This is a genomic window from uncultured Aquimarina sp., from assembly GCF_947496855.1.
Classification (GTDB): Bacteria; Bacteroidota; Bacteroidia; order Flavobacteriales; family Flavobacteriaceae; genus Aquimarina.
Map to the genome: position 1 here is coordinate 335,371 of NZ_CANMED010000004.1, position 24,486 is coordinate 359,856.

A 24,486-nucleotide genomic window follows, 5' to 3' on the forward strand; every position below is an offset into this window, starting at 1 on the left:
TCTATTAGATTATTTTAATCTGTAATTAGCTGCTATCCAATTATTTCGCTCAATACTTTCTTGAAGTTCCAAATTATGAGCATTACACTCTTCAGTAATCATCTCTAAATCTTCTTTATAGAAACCACTTAGAAAAAGATTTCCTCCTGAAGTCAATGTTCCTGTATATACGGAAATATCATTTAGCAGTATGTTTCTATTTATATTAGCGATAACAGCATCATATTGTTTACCTACCAATAATGATGAATCACCTTCATAGGCAGTTATATATTTACAATTATTACGCTCCACATTTTCGATTGTATTCAGATAACACCAATTATCAATATCAATAGCATCTACAAGTTCTGCTCCTTTCATTTCTGCTAATATTGCCAAAACTCCAGTTCCACAACCCATATCCAGCACCTTTTTACCTTCAAAATGGTTTTTTAGTAGGTGTTGAATCATCATATGAGTCGTTTCATGATGACCTGTACCAAAAGACATTTTAGGCTCTATCACAATATCATATGCCACTTCTGGATTTTCGTGGAATGGAGCTCGTACACTACAAATATCATCTACCATAATAGGAGTGAAATTTTTCTCCCATTCTTTGTTCCAGTTTACTTGTTCTATTTCCTCTGAAGTATATGTTATATCAAATTCATCCGAATTCAGTACATGAATATCATTCAAGATATTTTCATTCCATTCCTCTTTTTGAATAAAGGCATCTACTCCTTTTTCAGTTTCTACAAAGCTCTCAAAACCTTCATAACCTAATTCTGCAATCAAAATTTCCGTTGCCGGCTGTAAAGGCTCAATAGTAAAGTAATAGCCGATATATATAGGTGTCATTATTATCATTTAAAATTAAGTTGCAAAGTTACTATTTTGACCAATAAAAAAAAGGTATTCGCGCAAACGAATACCTTTTTTTGTTCTTTAAATTTTTAATTTAGAATGAATTTGCTATTGCAGCAAAACTCTCAGGATCTAATGCAGCTCCACCTATTAATCCTCCATCAACATCAGGCTTAGCAAAAATCTCTTTTGCATTGGCAGGTTTTACACTTCCTCCGTATAGTATAGAAACTTCTTCTGCGATTTCTGTATTAAATCCATCAGCAATCGTTTTACGAATAAATGCATGCATTTCTTGCGCTTGTTCTGGACTTGCTGTTTCTCCTGTTCCTATTGCCCAAACTGGCTCATATGCCAAAATAATATTTTTCCAAGCGGAAGTATCTAGTTTAAACAAGGCATTTTTTAACTGACTCTCTACTAAATCAAAATGTTTACCAGCCTTACGATCTTCTAACTCTTCTCCGAAACAAAAGATAACTGTCATATCATGTTTTAACGCTGTATTTACTTTTTCCTCTAGCAATGCATCCGTTTCTCCAAAATATGCTCTACGTTCACTATGACCAAGAATAACTATTTCGATGCCAACACTTTTTAACATATCTGCAGAAATTTCTCCAGTAAATGCTCCATTTTCCGCTTGATGCATATTTTGTGCTGCTACCTCGATATCAAATCCTTTAAGCTCTTCAAAAGCATAATATAAATTTGTAAATGTTGGCGCTACGATGATTTTTGCGTCTTGCACTTCCTTGAGTTCCGTTTTTAGTTCTGAAAGTAAAACCCCTGTCTCTGCAAGGTTTTTATTCATTTTCCAGTTTCCTGCTACAATTTTCGCTCTCATTAATTTTAATTTATGTGTGTGTGGTTATTATTTGGTTACAATCTAAAACATAATAATTACACCCGAATTCTTGGGTCCAACCATCTATAAATAACATCAACAAATATATTGATTAGAATAAAAACAGAAGAGATCACAATTACCGCCCCCATAATAATAGGAAGATCCGATGTATTCAATGCATCCACTATCTCCTTTCCTAGTCCATTCCATCCAAAAATATACTCTACAAATACTGCTCCTGCTAACATGGATGCAAACCATCCTGAAATTGCTGTTACAACTGGATTTAACGCATTTTTTAATGCATGTTTTCTAATCACTTGAAGTAATGACAAACCTTTTGCGCTAGCTGTTCTTATATAATCCTGGCTCATTACCTCTAACAAAGAGTTTCGCATTAATTGAGTAACCACTGCTAATGGTCGCACTCCTAAAACTATTGCAGGCAGTATTAAATTTTTCCACTGGATATATGTCCCTTTTCCAAAATCGTCCACTTCATAAAGACTTCCGGTCATATTAAGGCTGGTATATTCGTGCAATACATACCCAAACAGCCAAGCAAAAATAATAGCACTAAAAAAAGAAGGAACACTCATTCCTATAGTACTCACCAATTGAATTAATCGATCGGGCCATCGATCCTTCGTCAATGCACTAACAATTCCCATAGAAATACCCAAAAATATAGCTATCAAAATTGCAGACACCGCCAATACAGCTGTATTGGGTAATGTTTCCTTGATTACCTGACTTACTTTTTTTCCATTTTTCTGGAAAGATTCTCTAAGATAAGGGTACTTAAAAACTGTTTTCGTATCATTTATAATAAATAATGAAATTCCAGAATATTTTTTAGAATCGAAATATGAGAAATCATCCTCTTTAGTACTATGAAATGAAATTGGGGAAAGATCATTTAGATAATAACGATATTGAGTACTAGTAGGAAGGTCGAAACCATATTTTCTATTTATGATATCTAATTGTTCTTTATTTTCGTTTTGACCCATCATCATTTGTGCTGGGTCACCCGGAAGGATTGTAAACAATAAAAAAATCACAGTAATTACTCCTAGTAAAGTAAGTAACGAGTACCCAAATTTATAGAAGTATTTAATCATGTTTAATTAGATTTTTCTGAATCTCTAGATAAAGTATCAATCGATAGGCTGTCTATTTCTATCTCTATTGCTTCCTTAATAATTGGCTTTGATCGTTCTACCTTGTCTAAAATTAATTTATCGGCATCATTCCAGTGTAATTTTTCTATGATGATCCCTTTATTCAATTTTACGATTCCTGGATTAGATCGTAAGATAGTTTTAAGTGCAGTTTCGTCAGTGCTATAAAAATCAAAACTTAAATCATACTGTTCTTTTTTCTGAGAAACTTCCTTAGGAGAAGATGCTGTAAGTCCTATTACATCATACCCCTGAGACAAAGCCTTATCAGTAAGTCCTTTCATCGCATTCATTCCTTCTCCTTCACTTTTAGAAAGATTATACATAATAATAAGGACAACATTTTCTTTTTCTAAAAACTCTGTGGTATAATCCTGACTATCTTTTTCTATCGCGAAATCATGAATAGGTGGAATATATCCTTCATCAAGCATTTTGGTTTCTACACCTATATACTTACCATCTACTTGAGGATATTCGCCACTAGTTTTAATAATTTCTTCTTTTCCATCTATATTGAATTTCCAGAAATATTCAAACGCCGCTTCTGGAGCTCCTTCGGGAACTGACATCCCTTCCTGTATGTTTGTTCCTATTTTATAAGCTCTGAAATCAAAAGTTGGCAAATGCATTAATACTTGATATGCAAATCCCAAACACGCAGTAAAGCAAGCAAATACAATCCATTTATGGGAAGACTCCTGTAGTATTGGTTTTATATACTTTCTTCCGAAGAACAAAATTAAAATAAATACTAGCAGTATAATATCTTTTGTAAAAGACTCCCAAGGAGTCAATGGCAAAGCATCCCCAAAGCACCCACAATCCGTTACCTTATTAAAATAAGCAGAATAAAAAGTAAGAAACGTAAAAAAGACAATCATACCTAATAAGGACCATACGGTAAATTTTGGTAGATACCCTAACAATAATGTCACTCCTACTATTATTTCAAAAACACATAAGAATACTGCCATTAGTAGCGCGAATGGAATTAGAAACTCCATATTCAATACGCCCTCACTAAAATATTCCTGTAATTTATAAGAAAACCCTAAAGGATCATTAAGTTTAATAAATCCTGAAAATAAAAAAAGAGCTGCTACAAATATTCTGGAAAAACCAACAAGTATTTTCATCATTAGAATGGTAATTATAATTTATTTCGAACAAGATAATAGCTTTATACCTTGTTGCTTTTAGTTTAACAGTATTTTATAAAATCGCAAATTATTTAGCTTCACCTAAATGAATCATTGCAAAAATGGCGTAATTAATCATATCTTGATAATTAGCATCGATACCTTCACTCACCAATGTTTTTCCTTTATTATCTTCAATTTGCTTAACACGAAGTAATTTCTGTATAATTAAATCTGTTAGTGAACTAACTCTCATATCACGCCATGCCTCGCCATAATCATGATTTTTATTCATCATCAATGTTTTTGTAATTTTTATATGCTTATCATACAAGTCCGTAGCTTCTTCTGTAGACAAATCAGGTTGTTCTGCAATTCCTTCCTCTAGCTGAATCAGAGCCATCAAACTATAATTTATGATACCGATAAACTCAGAAACCTCGCCTTCATCTACCTTTCTAACCTCATTTTCTTGTAGTCCTCTAATCCGTTGTGCTTTTATAAAAATCTGATCTGTGAGTGATGGCAATCTAAGGATTCTCCATGCACTGCCATAATCTTTCATTTTTTTAATAAACAGATCACGACATTTAGTGATTACCGCGTCATATTGTGTTGACGTATCTTGCATATAACTGTTGAATTTTGCGTAAATTTCGCTTTAATATGGCAATAATACCAAATAAACATTAAAAATATAGTATAAACTCTTATATGACTATTAATTGCAAAGGTTCCTTAGTAGATCTCTCTTCCCCAAAAGTAATGGGAATTTTAAATCTAACACCAGATTCTTTTTATGATGGAGGAAAATACAAAGACGAATTACAAATCTTACATCAGGTAGAGAAAATGCTTCGAGAAGGAGCTACTTTTATAGATATAGGTGCATATTCTTCAAGACCTGGGGCAGATCACATTTCTATTGAAGAAGAAGAGAAAAGAATTTTACCTGTAATAGCATTAATTCTTTCTAATTTTCCGGATACTATCTTATCGATAGACACCTTTAGAAGTGAAATTGCAAAACAATGTATTGATACGGGAGCGGCAATGATTAATGATATTTCGGCCGGAAATCTGGATAAAAATATGATTCAAACTATTGGACAGCTTAAAGTACCATATATTATGATGCATATGAAAGGTACACCGCAAACTATGAAATCGTTAAATCAATATGAAGACTTACTAAAAGATATTCAGTTTTATTTTTCTCAAAAAGTAACTGAAGCAAGAAAAGAAGGTATTAATGATATTATTATTGATCCTGGTTTTGGTTTTGCAAAAAACATCGATCAAAACTTTGAACTTCTTAGAAAACTGGACTTATTAAAGCTTCAAGGGTTACCACTTTTGATAGGAGTATCAAGAAAATCCATGATTTATAAATCTTTAGACATTACCCCATCAGAATCATTAAATGGAACAACTTCACTAAATACCATAGCATTGCTTAAAGGAGCTTCGATCTTAAGAGTACACGACGTAAAAGAAGCAATGGAATGTATTGCTCTCACTAATACGTATCGTGAACAATCTTAACTAACTAATTCGAATTTTCTGTCTTAAGCAAATTTTCTAATTATAAAATATTAATCAACAATAGCTCCTATTCTTCAACGAAATTAGTCCTACTAACTGATTTAAATACGCTTTTTCAAGCTTTTCAAATCAGAGTTTCACTAATTTTTCTATTTTTACAAAAAGACCTCATTTGGATTTAATCAACCTTAGAATATTAGATATCCTAGATATCGTACTTGTAGCACTCCTACTGTACTATATCTATAAGTTGGTTAAAGGGACCGCAGCCATCAATATTTTTATCGGTATTGTAATGATCTATCTGGTTTGGAAACTTACACAGTTTCTGGCTATGGAGATGCTCAGTAGTGTTCTAGGAGAATTTATTGGAGTAGGAATGTTTGCATTAATTGTTGTTTTCCAGCAAGAAATTCGAAAGTTTCTATTAATGATTGGCTCGACGAATTTTGGAAGAAGAAGGAAGTTTCTACGCCAATTAAAATTTATTAGAGACACTCCTGAAGATAGTATTACCGATGTAACCTCAATTGTGAAAGCTTGTCAAAAAATGGGAACTACTTTTACAGGAGCACTAATCGTAATTAAAAGAAATACTTCTATGGATTTTGTAAAAACCTCTGGTGATGAACTAGATATTTTAGTAAAAACTCCGATTATAGAAAGTATTTTTTACAAAAACAGTCCATTGCATGATGGTGCTATGATTGTAGAGGACAATAGGATTGTAGCTACTCGTGTCATTCTACCTGTAACGAATGATAGAGACATTCCGTTGCGTTTTGGATTAAGACATCGTGCAGCTATAGGTATAACAGAAAAAACCGATGCGCTAGCTCTTATAGTCAGTGAAGAAACAGGTCAAATGTCATATATAAGAAATGGTGAGTTTGTAATTTTTAAAACACCCGAAGAGTTAATAGAAAAAATAAAGAGAGATCTTCAATAATGAGTACTAATCTTACAAACATAAATCACTGCAAAAACTGTGGTTTCCAAATTGATCATTATTCTTTTTGTCCAGAGTGTGGGGCTAAAAAAATCACAAAACGTATTACATTTAAAAACTTGACTCAGGAATTTAGTGATCGTTTTCTAAATCTTGATAATTCATTCATAAGAACATTCATACATCTATTTACAACGCCCAAAGATGTAATCGATGGCTATATTAACGGTGTTAGAAAAAGGTATATAAATGTTTTTAGTTATTTCGCAATCTCCCTTACTATTGCCAGTTTATATAGTTTTGTCTTAGGGAAATACAAGGATACCATTTTCTCCGACGTCTTTACCGATGTTAATCAAATTGAAGTCTCCAAAGTAGCTTCAGATTTATCTTTTGAATATCAATCTCTGATCTCATTTTTAACGATTCCACTTTTAGCCTTCATATCAAGACTGGTATTCCTAAATTATAAAAAATATAATCTAACAGAACATTTCGTCATCCATTTATATGCGTATTCACATATTACTATGGTTATAAGTTTTATAACCTTACCATTACTTCTAACTTTAAAAAATTTATTCTTGATTCTCTGGATTCAATTTCCTGTTTCTATAATCTACATCGCATACGTTCTTAAAAGTCTTTACAACCTTAGCTTGAAAAAAATAGTTATTAAAACCCTCTTGTTCGTATTGATTATAAGCATCTTTTTTATAATCTTTTCAATAATTGTTGGCATTATTATGGCAAAAATGGGTTTAATACCAAATGGAGAACCTTCTACTATATAGCCTCTAATTTGTAGAAAAGCATTATTAAAAATCAAAAAAAGGAGATTAACACCAAAATAAAATGGCTAAGACTATTACAATAAAAAACTGTAAAAATTGTAAAAACAATATAGAAGACGTTAATTTTTGTTCTAATTGCGGAGCCAAAAAAATCACAAAACGCATTACTTTTAAAAACCTAATCACCGAAATAAGTGAGGTATATCTTAATGTTGATAATACGTTTATTAATACAATAAAAGATTTAACTACAAAACCACACATAGTAATCGATGGTTATATTAATGGAGTAAGAAAGAGATATCTAAATGTAGCTTCATATTTCTTGTTATCCGTCACACTAGCTGCGATGCTTACGTTTATAAAAGAGAGGGGTTTTGACATACCTTCGGAAGCTAAAAAGTATGATGAATCAGCAAAATTTGTTCAGCTTTTTATTGAAGTAACTGAAAAATTTCCTACGTTGGGATATTTTCTTTTAATCCCGTTTTATGCTGTCATATCACGCTTTATATTTAGAAAGTATAAAAAATATAATTTCACCGAACACATTGTCATTAACTCTTACCTTACATCTCACCTTACCATATTAACTTTTATCCCTTATATCATAACTTTTATTTTTGGAGACTATATAGAAAAAAGTAGTTTCATATTCCTATTAATTCAGTTCATATATGCTACTTTTTTATTCAAAAACCTATACTTAATAAGTTACAAAAAAGTAATAATCAAAGGGTTTATTGGGTGGTTCTTAGTTATATTAATCACGATAGGTATTGGAGTAATTATAGCGCTCTCATCCAAATTTCTAAAAGAATATGGATTCATAAACTAAACCGCTCTCACTTCTGCAAACTGAACATCATAGAGGTTTTTATAATATCCATTTTCTACTTCTAGTAGCTCATTATGATTACCCTCTTCTACTATTTTACCGTTATCCATAACGATAATCTTATCCGCATTTTTAATAGTAGCCAATCTGTGGGCGATTACTATAGAAGTTCTACCTTCAGTTATTTTGTCCGTAGCATCCTGAATAAGTTGCTCACTATGCGAGTCAATAGAAGAAGTTGCTTCGTCTAAAACTAAAATCTCTGGATTAGTAACATATGCTCTCAGAAAAGAAATCAATTGTCTTTGACCAGAAGAAAGCATTACCCCTCTTTCTTTTACATTATAGTAATATCCATTAGGAAGGCTCATTATAAAATCATGGATCCCAATTTCCTTAGCAGCTTTTTGAACTTGTTCTTCCGTAATATCAGGATTATTAAGTGTTATATTATTAAGAATCGTATCAGCAAAAAGAAATACATCTTGCAACACTACTGCGATATGACTTCTTAAAGATTTTAGATCAATGGTATTAATTGGCTTTTTGTCAATTGAAATAGTTCCACTATCGATTTCATAAAACCTACTTAGCAAATTAATAATAGTAGACTTTCCAGCTCCTGTAGCTCCAACTATAGCAACGGTCTCTCCAGACGTTACAGACAATGTAACTCCTTTTAATACTTCTTCTCCTTCTAAATAACTGAATCTTACATTATCAAATTTAATATCTCCATTAATAGCTGGTAATTCTAATTGTCCAACGTCATTAATTTTTGATTCAGTGTCCAAAATTGCAAATACTCGGTTGGCAGCTACCATACCCATCTGCAGTGTATTAAATTTATCAGCAATCTGACGTAAAGGTCTGAATAGCATTTGGGATAACTCAATAAACGCAATGACTACACCTAATGTGATTACATCGCCTTGTGCCGCCCTCAATCCACCGTACCACACAATTAGTCCAATAGTTATAGAGCTAGACATTTCTGCTATAGGAAAAAATATAGAATTATACCAAACTGTTTTTATCCATCCCTTTTTATGCTTATCATTAATTTCTTTAAAATTCGTATACTCTATCTCTTCTCTGGTAAATAGTTGAACTATTTTCATTCCAGTAATTCGCTCCTGAACAAAAGAATTTAAATTCGAAACCTGGGTTCTCACTTCTTCAAAAGCAGTTTTCATTTTTCTTTGAAAAACCCTAGTAGCAAAAATTATAAAAGGTAGTACCGCTAAAACTATTAAAGTAAGCTGCCAACTATAATAAATCATAAAACCAAGAATAACCATCATCTTTAGAAGATCACTAATAATCATAAAAAGACCTTGACTAAAAATACTGGCAATAGTTTCGATATCACTCACGGCTCTTGTTACCAAGCGACCAACCGCAGACCTATCATAATACTGTTTTTTAAAACCTAGCATATGATCAAAAAGCTTTACTCTTAAATCTCTAATCACTTCTTGCCCTAACCAATTGGCAAAATAAATAAATAGGAATTGAAATATCACTTCTAATAATAATACCCCTAGCATCAAACTGATATAAAATAATATCAGCTCTTCATCCTTTGGAATAAAACTTTTATCAATAGCTTTTTGCAATAAAAGAGGCCTAAGTATTGCAAATACAGATAATAATATAGCAGATAAAGCCACAAAATAAAATGTAACGCGATATGGATTAGTAAAACTAATCAATCTCTTAAACAATTTAAAGTCAAATGCTTTACCGCTTTTTTCAGCCATTATTAAATAAGGTATATAGTATTTGGGTATTGTACTTCTGTTAAATATAAACCGTGTGCTGGAACTGAATAACCCGCTTCACTTCGATTTTCGCTTTTTATTATACTCTTTAAATCATTCAGATCAAGTTTATGTTCTCCAATTTCAAGTAAAGTACCAACAATAGCTCTAACCATATTCCTAAGAAAGCGATTTGCAGAAATTTTAAAAACTAACACATCACCAGTCTTCTCCCACATAGCATCAGTTATGTTACAATTATACGTTTTTACATCGGTTTTAGACTTACTAAAACATTTAAAATTAGTATAGTTTAACAGTAATTTAGCAGCTTCATTCATCAAATCTACGTCTAATTCTTTCTTAAGATAATATGCACTATTTATTCTAAAAGGGTCTTTAGATAGTGATATAATATACTCGTACGACCTACTGATAGCATCAAATCTAGCATGTGTATCCTCTTTTACTAAACTCACTTTATCCACAGCAATTTCCTTGGGAAGAAGTGAATTAAGCCTGTATTCAAAATGAATAGTATCTAAGACTGCTTCACTATCAAAATGAGCCATTATTTGTCGTGCATGAACTCCTGTATCCGTTCTACCTGCGCCCACAACAACAATTTTACACCTCAATAATAATGATAAAGAATCTTCTAAGACCTCTTGAACAGAAATTGCATTAGGCTGGCGTTGCCATCCATGATAAGGTGTGCCATTATATGAAAGTTCTAAAAAATATCTCAAAGCTTTATGCTATTTTTGTTCAAAATCTGATGGCAAATATACTTTATATTACAGAGATGAATTGTATAGGGTCGTTCAGTTTATTTATAACATCATAAATCATTTTTATTACCAATTTGAAAAAAATACTTTTACTTAGCGATACACATAGTTATATTGACGAACGTATTTTACATTATGTAAAAGAAGCAGACGAAGTATGGCATGCAGGAGATATTGGAGATCTAAAAGTCTCTGATGCTATTGAGAATCTTAAACCGCTTCGAGCCGTTTATGGAAACATTGACGACGATAAAGCAAGAGCTACCTTTCCCTTAAATCAGAGATTCTCCTGCGAAGGAGTTTCCATTTGGATAACGCATATCGGAGGGTATCCCCCAAAATATAATGTAAATACTAGGGAAGAAATCAAAACTAATCCACCTAAATTATTTATTTGCGGTCATTCTCACATTCTTAAAGTAATTCCTGATAAAATTAATGATGTATTACATATGAATCCTGGTGCTGCGGGAAAACACGGATTTCATAAAGTAAGAACCATGTTAAGATTTACATTGAATCTTGGTAAAATCGAAAATTTAGAAGTTATTGAATTAGGTAAAAAATAAGACCCGAAGTTGGCATACTTCGGGTCTTAACGCACTAATACTACTAAGATTTTAGGTTTATCGTAATCGATCAACAGATTTTACGAGATTCTCATCCTTTTTGATAGCCTTGTTAGCTACTACTAATAAAACGATAGAAATAACAGGAATCAACATCCCAATACCTTTCTCCGAAACCAAAGTTTCTCCAGATAATGTTAGTGACCAATAAACAAATACTCCTAGTAAAATAAAGTTTAATAAGATATTGATACGCCCCAATACAAATTGAAGCTGTCTATTTTTAAATAAAAAAATACTTACCAAAGCTAATACAGCAGATCCAGTAAACATTCCTAAAACCAAAAAATTATTCTGAGACAATAAAGCTTCTCCATCTTGATTTAGTCCATACGGCAACATCGTGGATATCCCACCAGATAATACCACTACTAAAAACAAATAAACAGATTGGATTCTTTGTATCATCGCCCCTTACTTCTTTTGGAAAAGCAAAAATAAGAGTTTCTTTTTATAAATATGTCTAAAAAATTAAAAATAAAGTCGTATACTTGCAACACAAATTATGTAATCTATTCTATTTAGGTTACTTACCTTCAAAATAAAATTTTCCTAGAATTCTTCTTTAGAAAATTTATTACCAGAACCTTAAATTATATAACAAATTTAAATGTTAGAGATTTCTGAATTAAAAGCGAAAAAGCTTCCTGAGCTACAGGAAATTGCGAAAAATTTAAAAGTACCTAAATTTCGCACCATGAAAAAACTAGATTTGGTATACCAAATCTTAGACTACCAAGCTGCAAACCCCAGCAAAGTAAAAGAAGTTATTACTGAAGAATCTTCTGGTAAAACTGAAAATGAAAAGCCAAAAGAAGCTCCTCGTCAGAGAAGACCTCGCAAGCCACCGAATACTCAGAACCCTTCTAATAAAAACCAAAACCCTCCTAACAAAAAGGAAACTAATATCGTAGTGGAGAAAAGTCCAGTTCCAAAAACGGAAACAAAAGAAACCAACACTACTAAACCTAAAGAAGTTCCTGAAAATAAAAAACCTCAACAAAAAAGAGAAGACAAAAAGGACGATAGAAAGGACGACAGAAAAGATAATCGTAATAGAAATAACGATAAACCCCAAAACAAAAACCGGAATACCAATAAAAAGGAAAATAACGGAAATAGGGATAGCGGTAATAGAGATAACCGAAATCGCTATAAAGAACCTGACTACGAATTTGACGCAATTATCCAAAGTGAAGGAGTACTTGACATTATGCAGGACGGATATGGCTTTTTAAGATCTAGTGACTACAACTATCTTTCTTCTCCAGATGACATATATGTATCTCAATCACAGATAAGACTTTTTGGACTTAAGACCGGAGACACAGTTCTCGGACAAGTAAGACCTCCAAAAGAAGGCGAAAAGTATTTCCCTTTAATTAAGGTAAACAAGATTAATGGTTTGGATCCACAAGTAGTAAGAGACAGAGTATCTTTTGAACATCTTACCCCGCTTTTTCCACAAGAAAAATTCAAATTAGCAGAAAGACAAAGCACTATTTCTACAAGAATAATGGATTTGTTTTCTCCTATCGGAAAAGGACAACGTGGTATGATTGTATCTCAACCAAAAACGGGTAAGACAATGCTACTTAAGGATGTAGCCAATGCAATTGCTGCCAATCATCCAGAAGTATACCAAATGATACTTCTAATCGATGAACGTCCCGAAGAAGTAACAGATATGCAACGTAATGTACGTGGAGAAGTTATCGCCTCTACATTTGACAAAGAAGCTCACGAACATGTTAAAATTGCAAACATTGTACTAGAGAAAGCAAAACGTTTAGTAGAATGCGGTCATGATGTAGTAATACTTTTAGACTCTATAACACGTCTAGCAAGAGCATATAACACCGTGCAACCCGCTTCAGGTAAAATCCTTAGTGGTGGTGTAGATGCTAATGCTCTGCACAAACCAAAACGTTTCTTTGGTGCAGCTCGTAACATAGAAAACGGAGGATCGCTTACCATTATAGCTACAGCTTTAACAGAAACTGGTTCTAAAATGGACGAAGTTATTTTTGAAGAGTTTAAAGGAACTGGTAACATGGAATTACAGTTAGATCGTAAAATATCTAATCGTAGAATTTTCCCTGCTATCGACCTTACATCTTCCAGTACACGTCGTGATGATATTTTATTAGACGCAAACACTATTCAAAGAATGTGGGTAATGCGTAAATATCTCGCAGACATGAATCCTGTTGAAGCGATGGAATTTATCAATGATCGATTTAAACAAACTCGTAATAATGACGAATTTTTGATTTCTATGAATGGATAGATTACTAACCATATAATATATACGAAACGGCTGTCAAAATTTGACAGCCGTTTTTATTTAAAATTTCTTTAAGACCAAACCTCCTTCTATCTAATTAATTTTACATTTTAAAACTATTGCTCGAAAGGTTTAGAAATAAATCCAGACTAAGCACTACTAAAAATATATTTACCATGAAGACTTTATTATATAGCATATGTACCATTTCTATTTTATTAGCAGGCTGTCAAGGCAATAGTCAAACTCAAGATCAAAAAAACACTACACAACAAAACCAAGACATCGCTCCAGTTCAGACAAAACCAATTAACGGACTAGAGCGAGCTTATTTCGCAAGTGGATGCTTTTGGTGTGTAGAAGCAATTTATGAAAGCGTGAAAGGAGTAGAAGAAGTTATCTCAGGATACTCTGGAGGTCATACAGAAAATCCAACATACGAATCAAGCAATACAGGACGAACGGGTCACGCCGAAGCCATAGAAGTCCTATACGACCCAAAAACCATTTCCTTTTCCACTTTAGTAGACGTTTACTTTGGATCACAAAACCCAACACAAATAAATGGACAAGGACCAGATATAGGCTCCCAATACAGATCTATTATATTCTTTCAAAATCAAAGTCAAAAAAACATAATCCAAAAAAAGAAAGATTTCCTAAGCAAAACCTTAAACAGAAAGATTGCAGCAGAAGTAACTTCTTTTCAAAAATTTTGGAAAGCCGAAGACTACCATCAAGATTATGAAAAAAGAAACCCATATAACAGATATATTCAAAATATTTCTATTCCTAGATTAAAACGTTTTCATAAAAAATTCCCCGAATTAATTAAAGACACTCATTAATCGGTTTCTCATCACACATTTACAGATTCTTTATCAAAAGAATCGTATTCTCAATAAAATCGTACACATAAAAAAGGTCAGCTATTTCTGACGACACCATAATTCATTAAAAAAAAGAGCATTAAAATTTGTGTTTTTAAAAAGAAAGGAAAAATTGATTTTGTTAAATTTCATAACATATCTCATATTAAAACAGTCTTTTAGACTTTACAGAAAACAAAATTCAGCAATACGGTAAGAGTCTTAATATCAAAATTATACACGTCTACTTTAAAAATCAACTCATTCAAAAATTCAATAAATTACTATGCAAGCATAATAATAAATGTTAAAATATTGCAAAAAAAATTAATTCTATCTACGAATATTTTTTCATATAAAAATCGAAAAAACTTTATTCAAATAGAAATTGACCCTAACCGACTTTAACCCTTGTAAATACAGAACAAATCAGATGTAATGCATAAAAAAATCGTTGAAAAACACAAATTGTTGAAAAAAAAAGTGGAATTTTATGCAAATAAAATAGAAACAAGTTGTGTTTTTCATATTAATAACTTACTTTTGTTTATAGTTTAAGAGTTTTCAACTCAGTTAATTAATCAGCAAGTTTAAACTTATACTAAAGAAAAACATGCCTAAAAAACTGAAAATCAATCTCTTAAGCTAAAAAAAGTTCTTTAAAAGATTATAAATTTTAACACGGTATCAATATTTGTTAATAATTTATTAATGCTAAAAAATATATTTGGCATGCTTTTTGAAAGTGAAATTTTTGAATATTAATTTAATTAAAAACTTTTAAAACTTATAAAATAAGATATTAAAGCGAAAAAGATTAACACCCTTTTATAAAAGAACCCTAATCTGCTTTATTTTTTGAATTTTAATTATGTAAACACAGAAAGATTATGAAATCAATTTTTACATTTATTTTACTATTGGTGATGACATCCTCGACTTTTGCTCAAATAAAGTCTTTGGATCGCTATTTAATGGCTACCGCCAAATTAGAATTACGAACTGGACCAGGTGCAAACTTTGACATTATCGCAGAGATTCCTCAGGGAACTCAGGTATATGTTATTAGTTCTGGATACGGAGACTGGAGTACAGTACAACACAAAAACGGTAACGGTTTTGTGCAAACAAAGTTACTAGCTCAAGATAGTAGTATTGCAGATGCTGAAGCAGCTGCAAGAGCTGCTAATGCTAAAAAATTGGCTGCACAAGATGCTGCCAATAAAGCAATCGCTGCTGCTGAGGCTGCAAAAATCGCTGCTGCTGAAGCCGCAAGAAAAGCTATCGCTGAGGCTGAAAGATTAACAAGACAAGCTGAAGCTGATGCTGCTGCCGCCGCTGCCGCTGCTGCCGCTGCAAATCAAAACAGAAGTGCTGCTGAACAAAGAAGATTATCAGAACTTGCAGACACACAAAAAGCTTTAGAGGCAGCTAACAGAAGAACCTTAGGTAACACCGATACAGCTTACAGCCCTATAGAATCTAAAACAGCTTCAAATGGCAGTAACGCTAGTTCATCTAGAACTTCAGCTGCTCCATCAAAAGTAACTAGAGAAAATAAATTCGCTAGTTGGGAGAAAAAGACCTATAAATCAGGTGCGACTCCGAAATCATTCAATTTCAAAGGTAAATTTGAATATAAGTTAGACAACTATCTTAAAGTAGATGTTGGTAACAATACCGATGTAGTTGTTAAACTCGTAAAAATGGGTAAAACTGAAAAGGATGATGAAACTGTAAGAATCGTATTTATAAATAGTGGATCAACTCAGTTCATCAGAAACATCCCTCAAGGTGAGTATTACTGTGTAATTGCTTACGGAAAAGAATGGAAAGAAGAAGGAAAGTCTAATGGAAAACGTCAAGGAACATTTACAAAAAATGCTTTGTATGAAAAAGGGCAAGATATCTTAGACTACAACACGATTAAGACTTCTGAAGGTATTAATGTACCATCTTACAGTTTATCTTTAGACCTTATGCCTAACGGAACATTATACAACAATGATGCAGAAGATCAAGATAATATTGATGCAAGCAAGTTTAATGCATTCTAAGAAAATAATCTAAACAAAAATATATTTTTATTATCACCAATAATAAATGTAAAGTAAATAGGCACCATTTTATGGTGCCTATTTTATTTCTTTTCATTATCCATTATTTCATTCAGAAAATTAATTTAAGACAACCCAGCCAATTTAAGACTTCAATTTCAAAAGAAATCATCAAAAACAATCATCAGATTTATATTTCATCTTAATCAACAACAAAAAAGCCCTAGCGTTTATAATTAAACTTCTAAGGCCTTTATATTAATATCTTATTGACTTGCTAAAATATATAGCGAATTATTTAGTTCTAATAATAAATAAATAGAAACTATCTATTATTACGGTGTCTCTCTCTAGCTAATAATGTGTTTTTAAGAAGCATCGCTATAGTCATCGGACCAACTCCCCCCGGAACAGGTGTAATAAAAGAAGCTTTTTTACTAACATTTTCATAATCAACATCACCCACAATTCTATAACCTCTCTCTCTACTATCATCAGCAACTCTCGTTATACCAACATCTATAATAACAGCATCATCTTTTACCATTTCAGCCTTTAAGAAGTTAGGAACACCTAAGGCGGAAATAACGATATCCGCTTGAGAAATAATCTGAGTTATATTTTTAGTATGACTATGGGTTAACGTTACTGTAGAATTACCTGGCCACCCTTTTCTTCCCATTAGTATACTCATAGGTCTACCAACAATATGACTTCTTCCTATCACTACCGTATGCTTTCCTTTAGTATCCACATTATAACGCTCTAATAGTTCTAAAATACCAAATGGAGTCGCAGGAATAAAAGTCGACATATCTAATGCCATTTTACCAAAATTCATTGGATGAAAACCATCCACATCTTTATTAGGATCTACAGCTAATAACACTTTCTGAGTATCAATTTGTGGAGGCAAAGGTAATTGAACTATAAAACCATCAATATCCGAATTTTCATTCAGCTCCTTTATTTTGGCTAATAACTCAATTTCACTAGTAGTACTTGGCATTTTCACCAAAGTAGACTCAAAACCTACTCTTTCACATGCTTTTACTTTACTACCCACATAAGTAAGACTCGCTCCATCATTACCTACCAAAACAGCAGCAAGGTGCGGAACTTTCTCGCCTTGGTCTTTTATTTTCTGAACCTCGACAGCGATTTCATTTTTTATGTCGTTACTTACTTTTTTTCCGTCTAAAACTTCCATATTAAACCCCTACTCTATTTTTAAATTATATATTGTTTGTACAAGTTATTTCATTTTACCCATCATTTGCATCATGCGTTTTCCTCCGCCACCTTGCATCATTTTCATCATTTTACTCATCTGATCAAACTGCTTTAGCAATTGATTGACTTGCTGGACGGAAGTACCTGAACCTTTACCAATACGCTTTTTTCTACTAGCATTTATAATTTGAGGTTTTGTACGTTCATCAAGCGTCATTGAATGAATAATTGCCTCTATATGTTTAAAAGCATCATCATCTATATCCACATTCTTCATCATCTTACCGGCTCCAGGAATCATGCCTACAAGATCTTTCATGTTCCCCATTTTCTTAACTTGCTGAATTTGTTTCAAAAAGTCATCAAAACCAAATTGATTTTTAGCAATTTTTTTCTGTAATTTTCTTGCTTCCTCTTCATCAAATTGTTCTTGAGCTCTTTCTACAAGAGAAACTACATCTCCCATTCCCAAAATACGATCAGCCATACGAGAAGGATAGAACACATCAATAGCTTCCATCTTCTCTCCAGTACCAATAAACTTAATTGGCTTATTAACAACAGATTTAATAGAAATAGCTGCACCACCTCTAGTATCACCATCGAGTTTGGTAAGTATTACTCCATCAAAATTTAAGACATCGTTAAACGCTTTTGCTGTATTCACAGCATCCTGACCTGTCATAGAATCTACCACAAATAAGGTTTCATCTGGAGTTACTGCTTTATGAATATTTGCAATTTCGGTCATCATTACTTCATCTACAGCCAGACGACCAGCCGTATCTATAATAACTACATTAAATCCATTCTCCTTAGCATGTGCCAAACCTGCTTTTGCAATTGCAACAGGATCATTATTACCTTTATCACTATAAACCTCAACATTTATTTGACCACCGACAACGTGTAACTGATCTATCGCTGCTGGTCTGTATACATCACAAGCTACTAAAAGAGGCTTTTTAGTCTTTTTAGTTTTAAGAAAGTTTGCTAATTTCCCAGAAAATGTAGTTTTACCAGAACCCTGTAATCCAGACATTAAAACTACAGAAGGATTTCCAGACAAATTTACTCCTGCAACTTCGCCCCCCATCAATTCAGTCAATTCATCCTTAACAAGTTTCACCATTAACTGACCAGGTTTAAGGCTTTTAAGTACATTTTGCCCTAAAGCTTTTTCCTTTACAGTAGCGGTAAAATCTTTTGCTATTTTATAGTTTACATCTGCATCAACCAATGCTCTACGAACTTCCTTAAGTGTCTCAGCGACATTTACTTCAGTAATCTGACCATGGCCTTTTAGAATATGTAACGCCTTATCTAACTTATCACTTAAATTATCAAACATATGCTTTCTTCAGGTTTTGAAAAATTCTACTTTTTTAGTAGACAGGTGCAAATTTAATGATTTGATGTGTATTAATAAAGAATGGATAAGATAGAATTCTAAATATCCTAAGAGAAATTTGTTTAAAATAAAAAAGCTATTAGAAAGAATAAGAATTCTCTTTCTAATAGCTTTGTGGACATCATAATTTTGGCTAATTCAAATTTATGCCCTTTGTTTTATAAAGATCAAGGGAGTAATACTCCATTAATTACGTGTACGATACCATTTGATGCTTCAATATTAGCAATACTAACTTTTATATCTCCATTCAAAAAGACTTCTCCATCGATCATATCAATTGTAACTTCATCACCCTGCGCCGTTGTAACAGTTTGACCTGCAAGCAAATCTTCTGCTGTAAATTTACCAGCAGCAACGTGATATAAAAGCACCTCTGCTAATGCATCTCCGTGTGGAATTTCATCTAGAGCAGCGAATGCAGCATTCGTTGGAGCAAATACTGTAAAAGGTCCGTCGCCATTTAGGGTATCTACTAAATTAGCTACTTGTAACGCTCCAACCAATATAGAAAGTTCTGGTGTAGCTATAGCGATATCAACAATTGATTGTAGGTCTGCAGGAGGAAGCAGTACTCCATCAATTACGTGCACAATACCATTAGAAGCCTCGATATCAGCAATACTAACCTTTATATTTCCATTCAAAAAAACTTCTCCATCGATCATCTCGATAGTAACTTCATTACCTTGAACCGTAGTTACAGTTTGCCCTGCAAGTAAATCTTCTGCTGTAAATCTACCAGCAGCAACATGATACAAAAGTACTTCTGTTAAGGCATCTCCTTCCGGAATTGCATCTAAAGCAGCGAATGCATCGTTAGTTGGAGCGAATACTGTAAAAGGTCCGTCTCCATTTAAGGTATCTACCAAATTAGCTGCTTGTAACACTCCAACTAATGTAGAAAGTTCTGGTGTAGCTACAGCGATCTCAACAATAGATTGTAGATCTGTCGGAGGAAGCAATACTCCATCGATTACGTGTACAATACCATTAGACGCCTCAATATCAGCTATACTTACTTTAATAGAACCATTTAAAAAGACTTCATCATTAATCATCTCGATAGTAACCTCATCACCTTGAACAGTTGTAACCGCCTGACCAGCAAGTAAATCTTCTGCTGTAAATTTACCAGCAGCAACGTGATATAAAAGTACTTCTGTTAATGCATCTCCTTCCGGAATTGCATCTAATGCAGCGAATGCATCATTAGTTGGTGCAAAAACTGTAAATGGTCCATCCCCATTCAGAGTATCTACTAAATCAGCTGCTTGTAGAGCTCCCACTAAAGTAGAAAGTTCTGGAGTAGCAACTGCTATTTCTACAATTGATTGTAATGGTTGAAAAGATGGTGGGATCAATACTGCATCGATAATTTGAATTACTCCGTTAGATCCTCCAATATTAGCGGAAAGAAGTTTTACGGTATCATTAATAACGATCTCATCATTTTCATTTAAACTTACTTTTATATCTTCTCCTTGCAATGTTTCGATCATTTCCTCTTGTAATAACTCAGGTGTATTGAATCTTCCGCTAGTAACATGGTATAAAAGAACTTGTTTTAAAACTTCCAATTCTGGAACTTCATCTAAGGCAGCGAAAGCTTCATCTGTTGGAGCAAAAACTGTAAAAGGGCCTTCTCCTGATAATGGCGCTACTAAATCTGTAGCTTGTAAAGCTCCTACTAAAGATGTAAATCTACCATCCTCAACAATTAAATCAACTATAGTCTTATCTGGAAAAGTAGTTTCTATCAATTCTGCACTCCACTCTCCTCGTCCTATACCGTTACCAAAAATTCTGAATCCTCCTTGTAAGTTACCCTCTTCATTCACTCTTCCAATTCCGAAAATAAAACCTCTACCCGGTGGATTGATTATTAAATAAACAATTCCATCACTTACAATAGCTCCTCTTGCTCTTGCTCTAGTTCCATCAGGCAATGACAAATTTCCTCTTACAATTGTAAAACTTGCATGATACAAAGTGAAATGTAATCTGAGCTCACCTTCAATCTCGGTTCCAGCTCCCGCTCCACTATTTACTGTAGCTGAAAAATCATATACCCTTTTTTCTCGACTAATATCGAATCTAGAATTTTTAGAATCTGAAAAAGATTTTCCATCATTTTCAGGTTCTGCAAACTCTCCATCAATAATATTTTGGGTCATTTCTTCGATTTCATCAAAGCTTATAATCTTTGATTCCTCAAATTGGATCTGATCAGGGTTTGATTGGTCTAACTCGTTATTATCCGTTTGGCAAGAGACCAAAAGAGACGTTACAAAAAGGCACAAGAATGGTACCGTTAATCTTTGGATTAGCGTTTTCATGGGTTTTAATTTAAATTAGTTAATACTTAAAATGAGTGTGAAAAAAAAGGGCATTTAGTTTTGAAAAAATTGGGGGTTCCAATTTCTAAATGCCCTTTCGGGGGAATTATATTTTGAAGAAAATTATATTAGTTTAATGGATTTGGAATCATTACTTTATTGATCACGTGAATAATTCCATTACTCGCTTGCACATCAACAGCAACAACCTCTACATCATCATTTCCTGCTCCATCGGTTAAATTAGCTATAGCACCATTAGTTCCTGGGATACTAACCGTAAGAGCATCTCCTTCTAGTGTACCTGGTGTAACCAAACCATCACTTAAATCACTAGAACGTACATTAGCCGCTCCAATTACATGGTGAAGTAATATTGGTGTTAAACCACTTTCGTCAGGAATTGATGCAAGTGCATCAAATGCCGCATTCGTTGGAGCAAAAACTGTGAAAGCAGGATCCAAACCATCCAAATTGCCCGCTTCAGTTCTCGACAAAATAGAAGCAAAATCAGTCATAGGAGTTAAATCTGTTAATGCGGATACTAAGGTAGAAAAGTTAGCATCTGCTATTGCAAAAGTTACCACTGTAGGCAATGCAATTACTGCATCTACCTTATGAATTACCCCATTAGACGTTACAATATCCGCCTCACTAACATCAGAAATACCATTGAAAGAAACACCACTATCTGTATTAATATAAATACTCAAATTATTCATAGTATCTCCGTAGGTAGCTAACGTATTCGAGTATGTCGTAGTAAGAGCTGTAGAAACATTTGTTCCGGCAATTACGTGATTTAATAATACTTGCTCTACCTCAGCAGCAGAAAATCCTGAAATATCACCAAAATCTGTAAAAGCATCATTATCTGGAGCTAATAAAGTCAAATTACTATCCGCTCCACTTAATACAGCTGCAAAATCCGTGTTAAATCCAATAGTTGTTGTAGCAACCGTTGCTAATGTAGAAAAATTACTATCTAAACCTACAAACGTAAGCATTGTTGGCAATGGAATCACTTTGTCTACAGCGTGTATCACACCATTATCTGTCATTATATCTGCAGTAGTCACTGTAGATTCTCCATTAATAACTACGCCAGCAGTAGTATTTATGTACATACTTATATTTGCTCCAGAATTCGTTTCGGTTGCTATATTTTTCACATAACCCGTTGTTAAATCAGCAGCAGTCTCAGTTGTACCTAATACGTGATTTCTTAATAATTGTTCTAAGGTAGCATCAGGCACATCATCTAGGGATGCTCCATCTAAAAATTCAGTAAATGCATCGTTGTTTGGTGCAAAAACAGTAAAAGTACCGTTTCCATTTAAATCCACATCTAGACCAGTTCTTTGTAAAGCAGCTAACAATGAACTATAATCCGCATTATTCGCCACAAAATCTGCTATGGTCATCGAATCTGGAGTAAATATCGTATCGTCATCATCACTACAGGAAGCGATTGAAATTATACATAATACTAAAAAAGCTTTTTTGAAGAAATTTTTCATGTTATTGGTTTTAATTTTATAATTAATTGTTCGATGATGAAACAACTGATAGAAGAAAAGTGCTACCTCAAAAAGTGATTTTAATACTTTTTTAACTTTTTGTTTAATGTTTTAGTTAAAAAAATTAAACAAAAATTATCCATCGTTTTCTTCACAGGATGTTTCAAAGGCAAGAATTCTAGACAATAGCTCATCGTTATGCGTTGCATCCAAATACTCTCCAGTACTAAGCAATAATCTAATAGGATAATTTATTGCCACCACAGTACTTTCGTCCAGATTTTCCATAAATCCAAATACCTGAGCATCATGTATAACTTCTATGGTACTGATTATATTGTTATCAGAATTAAAAGTTGCAAACCGAAAAGGATATACAAAATCTACACATTCAATATCATCATCCTGTGTTTCACAGCTATTAGCTAACAATTGTAACTCTATATCATTTTCGATAATTTCTTCTAAATGATTATCTCTAGTTACAGTAATAGGAAATTTAATCTTAATATCATCAGATTGATTTAATCGATTATAATCTTCTATCTCATCAATTATAATTTCCTCTGTTATATTTCTTATAATAAAATATGGCAAATTAATACTATAGCAATTACCTCCATCTACCAAATCATCATAAGATCCATCGTGTATAACAATATTTCTCATTAATTTTGCTAGTTGTGAATCTTTTGGAATGGCATTATTATACAGTGTCGAATCAATTAATTCTCGCTCTTCTTCTTGACAAGAAATCATAAAAAAAGCGCAACTAACAAATAATCCTATAAACCAATACCCTAACTTTTTCATACCACAATTCTTTATTCAACTTTCTATAATAACAATTTAAGAGCTTAAATTCCCAGTAACTTAAGTTTTTTTTTAATTTTGAAGAAAACTAAAAATGCCTAAAGATCTATTTGAAAATGTTTGTGAAGAAAGATTGTTTTCAGAACTTTTCGTAAAGCATTCTAAAAATCTTCACGACTTTATATATTATAAATATGGTGAACACATTAATCCAAAAGATCAAGTTCAGGAAGCATTTATTAAACTTTGGGATAATTGTAATAAAGTTTCTTTAGAAAAAGCAAAAAGTTTTTTGTTTACAGTTGCCAACAATCTTTCCTTAAATCAAATAAAACACGATAAAGTAAAATTAAGGTATCAACAGACAGAGACGAAAGACAGAACTAACGAAAGTCCACATTTTATATTAGAAGAAAAAGAATACTTGCAAAAATATCAAACAGCACTTACAAAATTAACCGAAGCTCAGCGAGTAGCTTTTCTGATGAATAGAGTTGAGGGGAAAAAACACAAAGAAATTGCTGAGTTACTAGGGATTTCAAGAAAAGCGGTAGAAAAAAGAATCTATGGTGCTCTAGAAAAATTAAGAAAAGATATTGAAGGGATTTAAAAACAAAACA

General features: G+C 32.8%; 22 protein-coding genes. 9 read left to right on the top strand and 13 right to left on the bottom strand.

What is annotated here, in order from left to right:
- Positions 1 to 9: 9 nt before the first annotated feature.
- The 5 genes from prmA to Q0921_RS13860 all read right to left on the bottom strand — a co-directional run bounded on the left by prmA (position 10) and on the right by Q0921_RS13860 (position 4,659).
- Positions 10 to 846 (bottom strand): 50S ribosomal protein L11 methyltransferase, encoded by an 837-nt coding sequence (gene prmA / locus Q0921_RS13840; protein ID WP_299257784.1) that lies wholly within the window; start codon positions 844 to 846, stop codon positions 10 to 12.
- A 100-nt stretch (positions 847 to 946) separates the two neighbouring features.
- Positions 947 to 1,699, bottom strand: coding sequence for a triose-phosphate isomerase (tpiA, locus tag Q0921_RS13845; RefSeq protein WP_299257786.1), 753 nt, complete (start codon positions 1,697 to 1,699; stop codon positions 947 to 949).
- Positions 1,700 to 1,755: 56 nt separating this feature from the next.
- Positions 1,756 to 2,826, bottom strand: coding sequence for an ABC transporter permease (locus Q0921_RS13850; protein WP_299257788.1), 1,071 nt, complete (start codon positions 2,824 to 2,826; stop codon positions 1,756 to 1,758).
- A 2-nt stretch (positions 2,827 to 2,828) separates the two neighbouring features.
- Complete coding sequence (locus tag Q0921_RS13855; RefSeq protein ID WP_366520020.1) at positions 2,829 to 4,028, bottom strand: BT_3928 family protein; 1,200 nt, start codon at positions 4,026 to 4,028, stop codon at positions 2,829 to 2,831.
- Positions 4,029 to 4,116: 88 nt separating this feature from the next.
- The gene (locus Q0921_RS13860; RefSeq protein ID WP_299257790.1) at positions 4,117 to 4,659 is read right to left on the bottom strand and encodes a DUF1599 domain-containing protein; all 543 of its coding nucleotides are present in this window, start codon (positions 4,657 to 4,659) and stop codon (positions 4,117 to 4,119) included.
- Between the two features lie 83 nt (positions 4,660 to 4,742).
- On the opposite strand from Q0921_RS13860, the gene folP reads away from it, so the two are divergent.
- The 4 genes from folP to Q0921_RS13880 all read left to right on the top strand — a co-directional run bounded on the left by folP (position 4,743) and on the right by Q0921_RS13880 (position 8,154).
- The gene (gene folP, locus Q0921_RS13865) at positions 4,743 to 5,573 is read left to right on the top strand and encodes a dihydropteroate synthase (protein WP_299257792.1); all 831 of its coding nucleotides are present in this window, start codon (positions 4,743 to 4,745) and stop codon (positions 5,571 to 5,573) included.
- A 172-nt stretch (positions 5,574 to 5,745) separates the two neighbouring features.
- On the top strand, positions 5,746 to 6,522 hold the full coding sequence (locus Q0921_RS13870) for a diadenylate cyclase (protein WP_299257794.1): 777 nt from the start codon (positions 5,746 to 5,748) through the stop codon (positions 6,520 to 6,522).
- A complete protein-coding gene (locus Q0921_RS13875) occupies positions 6,522 to 7,316 on the top strand; it encodes a DUF3667 domain-containing protein (RefSeq protein WP_299257796.1) in 795 nt (264 codons plus the stop codon). Before Q0921_RS13870 ends, Q0921_RS13875 begins: the two co-directional genes overlap by 1 nt.
- A 61-nt stretch (positions 7,317 to 7,377) precedes the next feature.
- On the top strand, positions 7,378 to 8,154 hold the full coding sequence (locus Q0921_RS13880; RefSeq protein WP_299257798.1) for a DUF3667 domain-containing protein: 777 nt from the start codon (positions 7,378 to 7,380) through the stop codon (positions 8,152 to 8,154).
- Here the strand turns inward: Q0921_RS13880 and Q0921_RS13885 are convergent.
- Complete coding sequence (locus tag Q0921_RS13885) at positions 8,151 to 9,917, bottom strand: ABC transporter ATP-binding protein (RefSeq protein ID WP_299257800.1); 1,767 nt, start codon at positions 9,915 to 9,917, stop codon at positions 8,151 to 8,153. The two genes, Q0921_RS13880 and Q0921_RS13885, sit on opposite strands and share 4 nt — an antisense overlap.
- Before the next feature lie 2 nt (positions 9,918 to 9,919).
- Entirely contained in the window at positions 9,920 to 10,666 is a 747-nt protein-coding gene (gene truA / locus Q0921_RS13890) for a tRNA pseudouridine(38-40) synthase TruA (protein WP_299257802.1), read from the bottom strand.
- Positions 10,667 to 10,782: 116 nt separating this feature from the next.
- Here truA and Q0921_RS13895 point away from each other — a divergent pair, with 116 nt between their 5' ends.
- Positions 10,783 to 11,277, top strand: a complete 495-nt coding sequence (locus Q0921_RS13895) for a metallophosphoesterase family protein (protein ID WP_299257805.1) — start codon at positions 10,783 to 10,785, stop codon at positions 11,275 to 11,277.
- Between the two features lie 57 nt (positions 11,278 to 11,334).
- Here the strand turns inward: Q0921_RS13895 and Q0921_RS13900 are convergent, their stop codons facing one another.
- Positions 11,335 to 11,745, bottom strand: coding sequence for a DUF4293 domain-containing protein (locus Q0921_RS13900; protein WP_299257807.1), 411 nt, complete (start codon positions 11,743 to 11,745; stop codon positions 11,335 to 11,337).
- A gap of 202 nt (positions 11,746 to 11,947) precedes the next feature.
- Between Q0921_RS13900 and rho the strand changes: the two genes are divergently transcribed.
- The 3 genes from rho (at position 11,948) to Q0921_RS13915 (ending at position 16,550) form a co-directional block, all read left to right on the top strand.
- Positions 11,948 to 13,627: a transcription termination factor Rho gene (gene rho, locus Q0921_RS13905; protein ID WP_299257809.1), complete on the top strand. Its 1,680-nt coding sequence runs from the start codon at positions 11,948 to 11,950 to the stop codon at positions 13,625 to 13,627.
- A 173-nt stretch (positions 13,628 to 13,800) separates the two neighbouring features.
- Positions 13,801 to 14,472, top strand: a complete 672-nt coding sequence (msrA, locus tag Q0921_RS13910) for a peptide-methionine (S)-S-oxide reductase MsrA (protein WP_299257811.1) — start codon at positions 13,801 to 13,803, stop codon at positions 14,470 to 14,472.
- Between the two features lie 911 nt (positions 14,473 to 15,383).
- Complete coding sequence (locus Q0921_RS13915) at positions 15,384 to 16,550, top strand: SH3 domain-containing protein (protein WP_299257813.1); 1,167 nt, start codon at positions 15,384 to 15,386, stop codon at positions 16,548 to 16,550.
- 325 nt (positions 16,551 to 16,875) lie between these two features.
- Here the strand turns inward: Q0921_RS13915 and Q0921_RS13920 are convergent, their stop codons facing one another.
- The 5 genes from Q0921_RS13920 to Q0921_RS13940 all read right to left on the bottom strand — a co-directional run bounded on the left by Q0921_RS13920 (position 16,876) and on the right by Q0921_RS13940 (position 23,866).
- Positions 16,876 to 17,760: a bifunctional 5,10-methylenetetrahydrofolate dehydrogenase/5,10-methenyltetrahydrofolate cyclohydrolase gene (locus tag Q0921_RS13920; protein ID WP_299257815.1), complete on the bottom strand. Its 885-nt coding sequence runs from the start codon at positions 17,758 to 17,760 to the stop codon at positions 16,876 to 16,878.
- Between the two features lie 45 nt (positions 17,761 to 17,805).
- Complete coding sequence (ffh, locus tag Q0921_RS13925; RefSeq protein WP_299257817.1) at positions 17,806 to 19,134, bottom strand: signal recognition particle protein; 1,329 nt, start codon at positions 19,132 to 19,134, stop codon at positions 17,806 to 17,808.
- Positions 19,135 to 19,361: 227 nt separating this feature from the next.
- Positions 19,362 to 21,533: a fasciclin domain-containing protein gene (locus Q0921_RS13930; RefSeq protein ID WP_299257819.1), complete on the bottom strand. Its 2,172-nt coding sequence runs from the start codon at positions 21,531 to 21,533 to the stop codon at positions 19,362 to 19,364.
- A gap of 128 nt (positions 21,534 to 21,661) precedes the next feature.
- Complete coding sequence (locus tag Q0921_RS13935; RefSeq protein ID WP_299257821.1) at positions 21,662 to 23,053, bottom strand: fasciclin domain-containing protein; 1,392 nt, start codon at positions 23,051 to 23,053, stop codon at positions 21,662 to 21,664.
- Positions 23,054 to 23,188: 135 nt separating this feature from the next.
- Complete coding sequence (locus Q0921_RS13940) at positions 23,189 to 23,866, bottom strand: hypothetical protein (protein ID WP_299257823.1); 678 nt, start codon at positions 23,864 to 23,866, stop codon at positions 23,189 to 23,191.
- A gap of 94 nt (positions 23,867 to 23,960) precedes the next feature.
- Here Q0921_RS13940 and Q0921_RS13945 point away from each other — a divergent pair, with 94 nt between their 5' ends.
- Positions 23,961 to 24,476 (top strand): sigma-70 family RNA polymerase sigma factor, encoded by a 516-nt coding sequence (locus Q0921_RS13945; RefSeq protein WP_299257825.1) that lies wholly within the window; start codon positions 23,961 to 23,963, stop codon positions 24,474 to 24,476.
- Positions 24,477 to 24,486: the final 10 nt, after the last annotated feature.

Bases quoted from the DNA above. Each gene is read 5' to 3' on its own strand.
- rho (WP_299257809.1), top strand. From the start codon at position 11,948: ATGTTAGAGATTTCTGAATTAAAAGCGAAAAAGCTTCCTGAGCTACAG.
- msrA (WP_299257811.1), top strand. From the start codon at position 13,801: ATGAAGACTTTATTATATAGCATATGTACCATTTCTATTTTATTAGCA.
- Q0921_RS13945 (WP_299257825.1), top strand. From the start codon at position 23,961: ATGCCTAAAGATCTATTTGAAAATGTTTGTGAAGAAAGATTGTTTTCA.
- tpiA (WP_299257786.1), bottom strand. From the start codon at position 1,699: ATGAGAGCGAAAATTGTAGCAGGAAACTGGAAAATGAATAAAAACCTT.
- Q0921_RS13880 (WP_299257798.1), top strand. From the start codon at position 7,378: ATGGCTAAGACTATTACAATAAAAAACTGTAAAAATTGTAAAAACAAT.
- Q0921_RS13855 (WP_366520020.1), bottom strand. From the start codon at position 4,028: ATGATGAAAATACTTGTTGGTTTTTCCAGAATATTTGTAGCAGCTCTT.
- Q0921_RS13920 (WP_299257815.1), bottom strand. From the start codon at position 17,760: ATGGAAGTTTTAGACGGAAAAAAAGTAAGTAACGACATAAAAAATGAA.
- Q0921_RS13860 (WP_299257790.1), bottom strand. From the start codon at position 4,659: ATGCAAGATACGTCAACACAATATGACGCGGTAATCACTAAATGTCGT.
- Q0921_RS13850 (WP_299257788.1), bottom strand. From the start codon at position 2,826: ATGATTAAATACTTCTATAAATTTGGGTACTCGTTACTTACTTTACTA.
- Q0921_RS13875 (WP_299257796.1), top strand. From the start codon at position 6,522: ATGAGTACTAATCTTACAAACATAAATCACTGCAAAAACTGTGGTTTC.
- ffh (WP_299257817.1), bottom strand. From the start codon at position 19,134: ATGTTTGATAATTTAAGTGATAAGTTAGATAAGGCGTTACATATTCTA.
- Q0921_RS13915 (WP_299257813.1), top strand. From the start codon at position 15,384: ATGAAATCAATTTTTACATTTATTTTACTATTGGTGATGACATCCTCG.
- Q0921_RS13900 (WP_299257807.1), bottom strand. From the start codon at position 11,745: ATGATACAAAGAATCCAATCTGTTTATTTGTTTTTAGTAGTGGTATTA.
- Q0921_RS13935 (WP_299257821.1), bottom strand. From the start codon at position 23,053: ATGAAAAATTTCTTCAAAAAAGCTTTTTTAGTATTATGTATAATTTCA.
- Q0921_RS13940 (WP_299257823.1), bottom strand. From the start codon at position 23,866: ATGAAAAAGTTAGGGTATTGGTTTATAGGATTATTTGTTAGTTGCGCT.
- prmA (WP_299257784.1), bottom strand. From the start codon at position 846: ATGACACCTATATATATCGGCTATTACTTTACTATTGAGCCTTTACAG.
- folP (WP_299257792.1), top strand. From the start codon at position 4,743: ATGACTATTAATTGCAAAGGTTCCTTAGTAGATCTCTCTTCCCCAAAA.
- Q0921_RS13885 (WP_299257800.1), bottom strand. From the start codon at position 9,917: ATGGCTGAAAAAAGCGGTAAAGCATTTGACTTTAAATTGTTTAAGAGA.
- Q0921_RS13930 (WP_299257819.1), bottom strand. From the start codon at position 21,533: ATGAAAACGCTAATCCAAAGATTAACGGTACCATTCTTGTGCCTTTTT.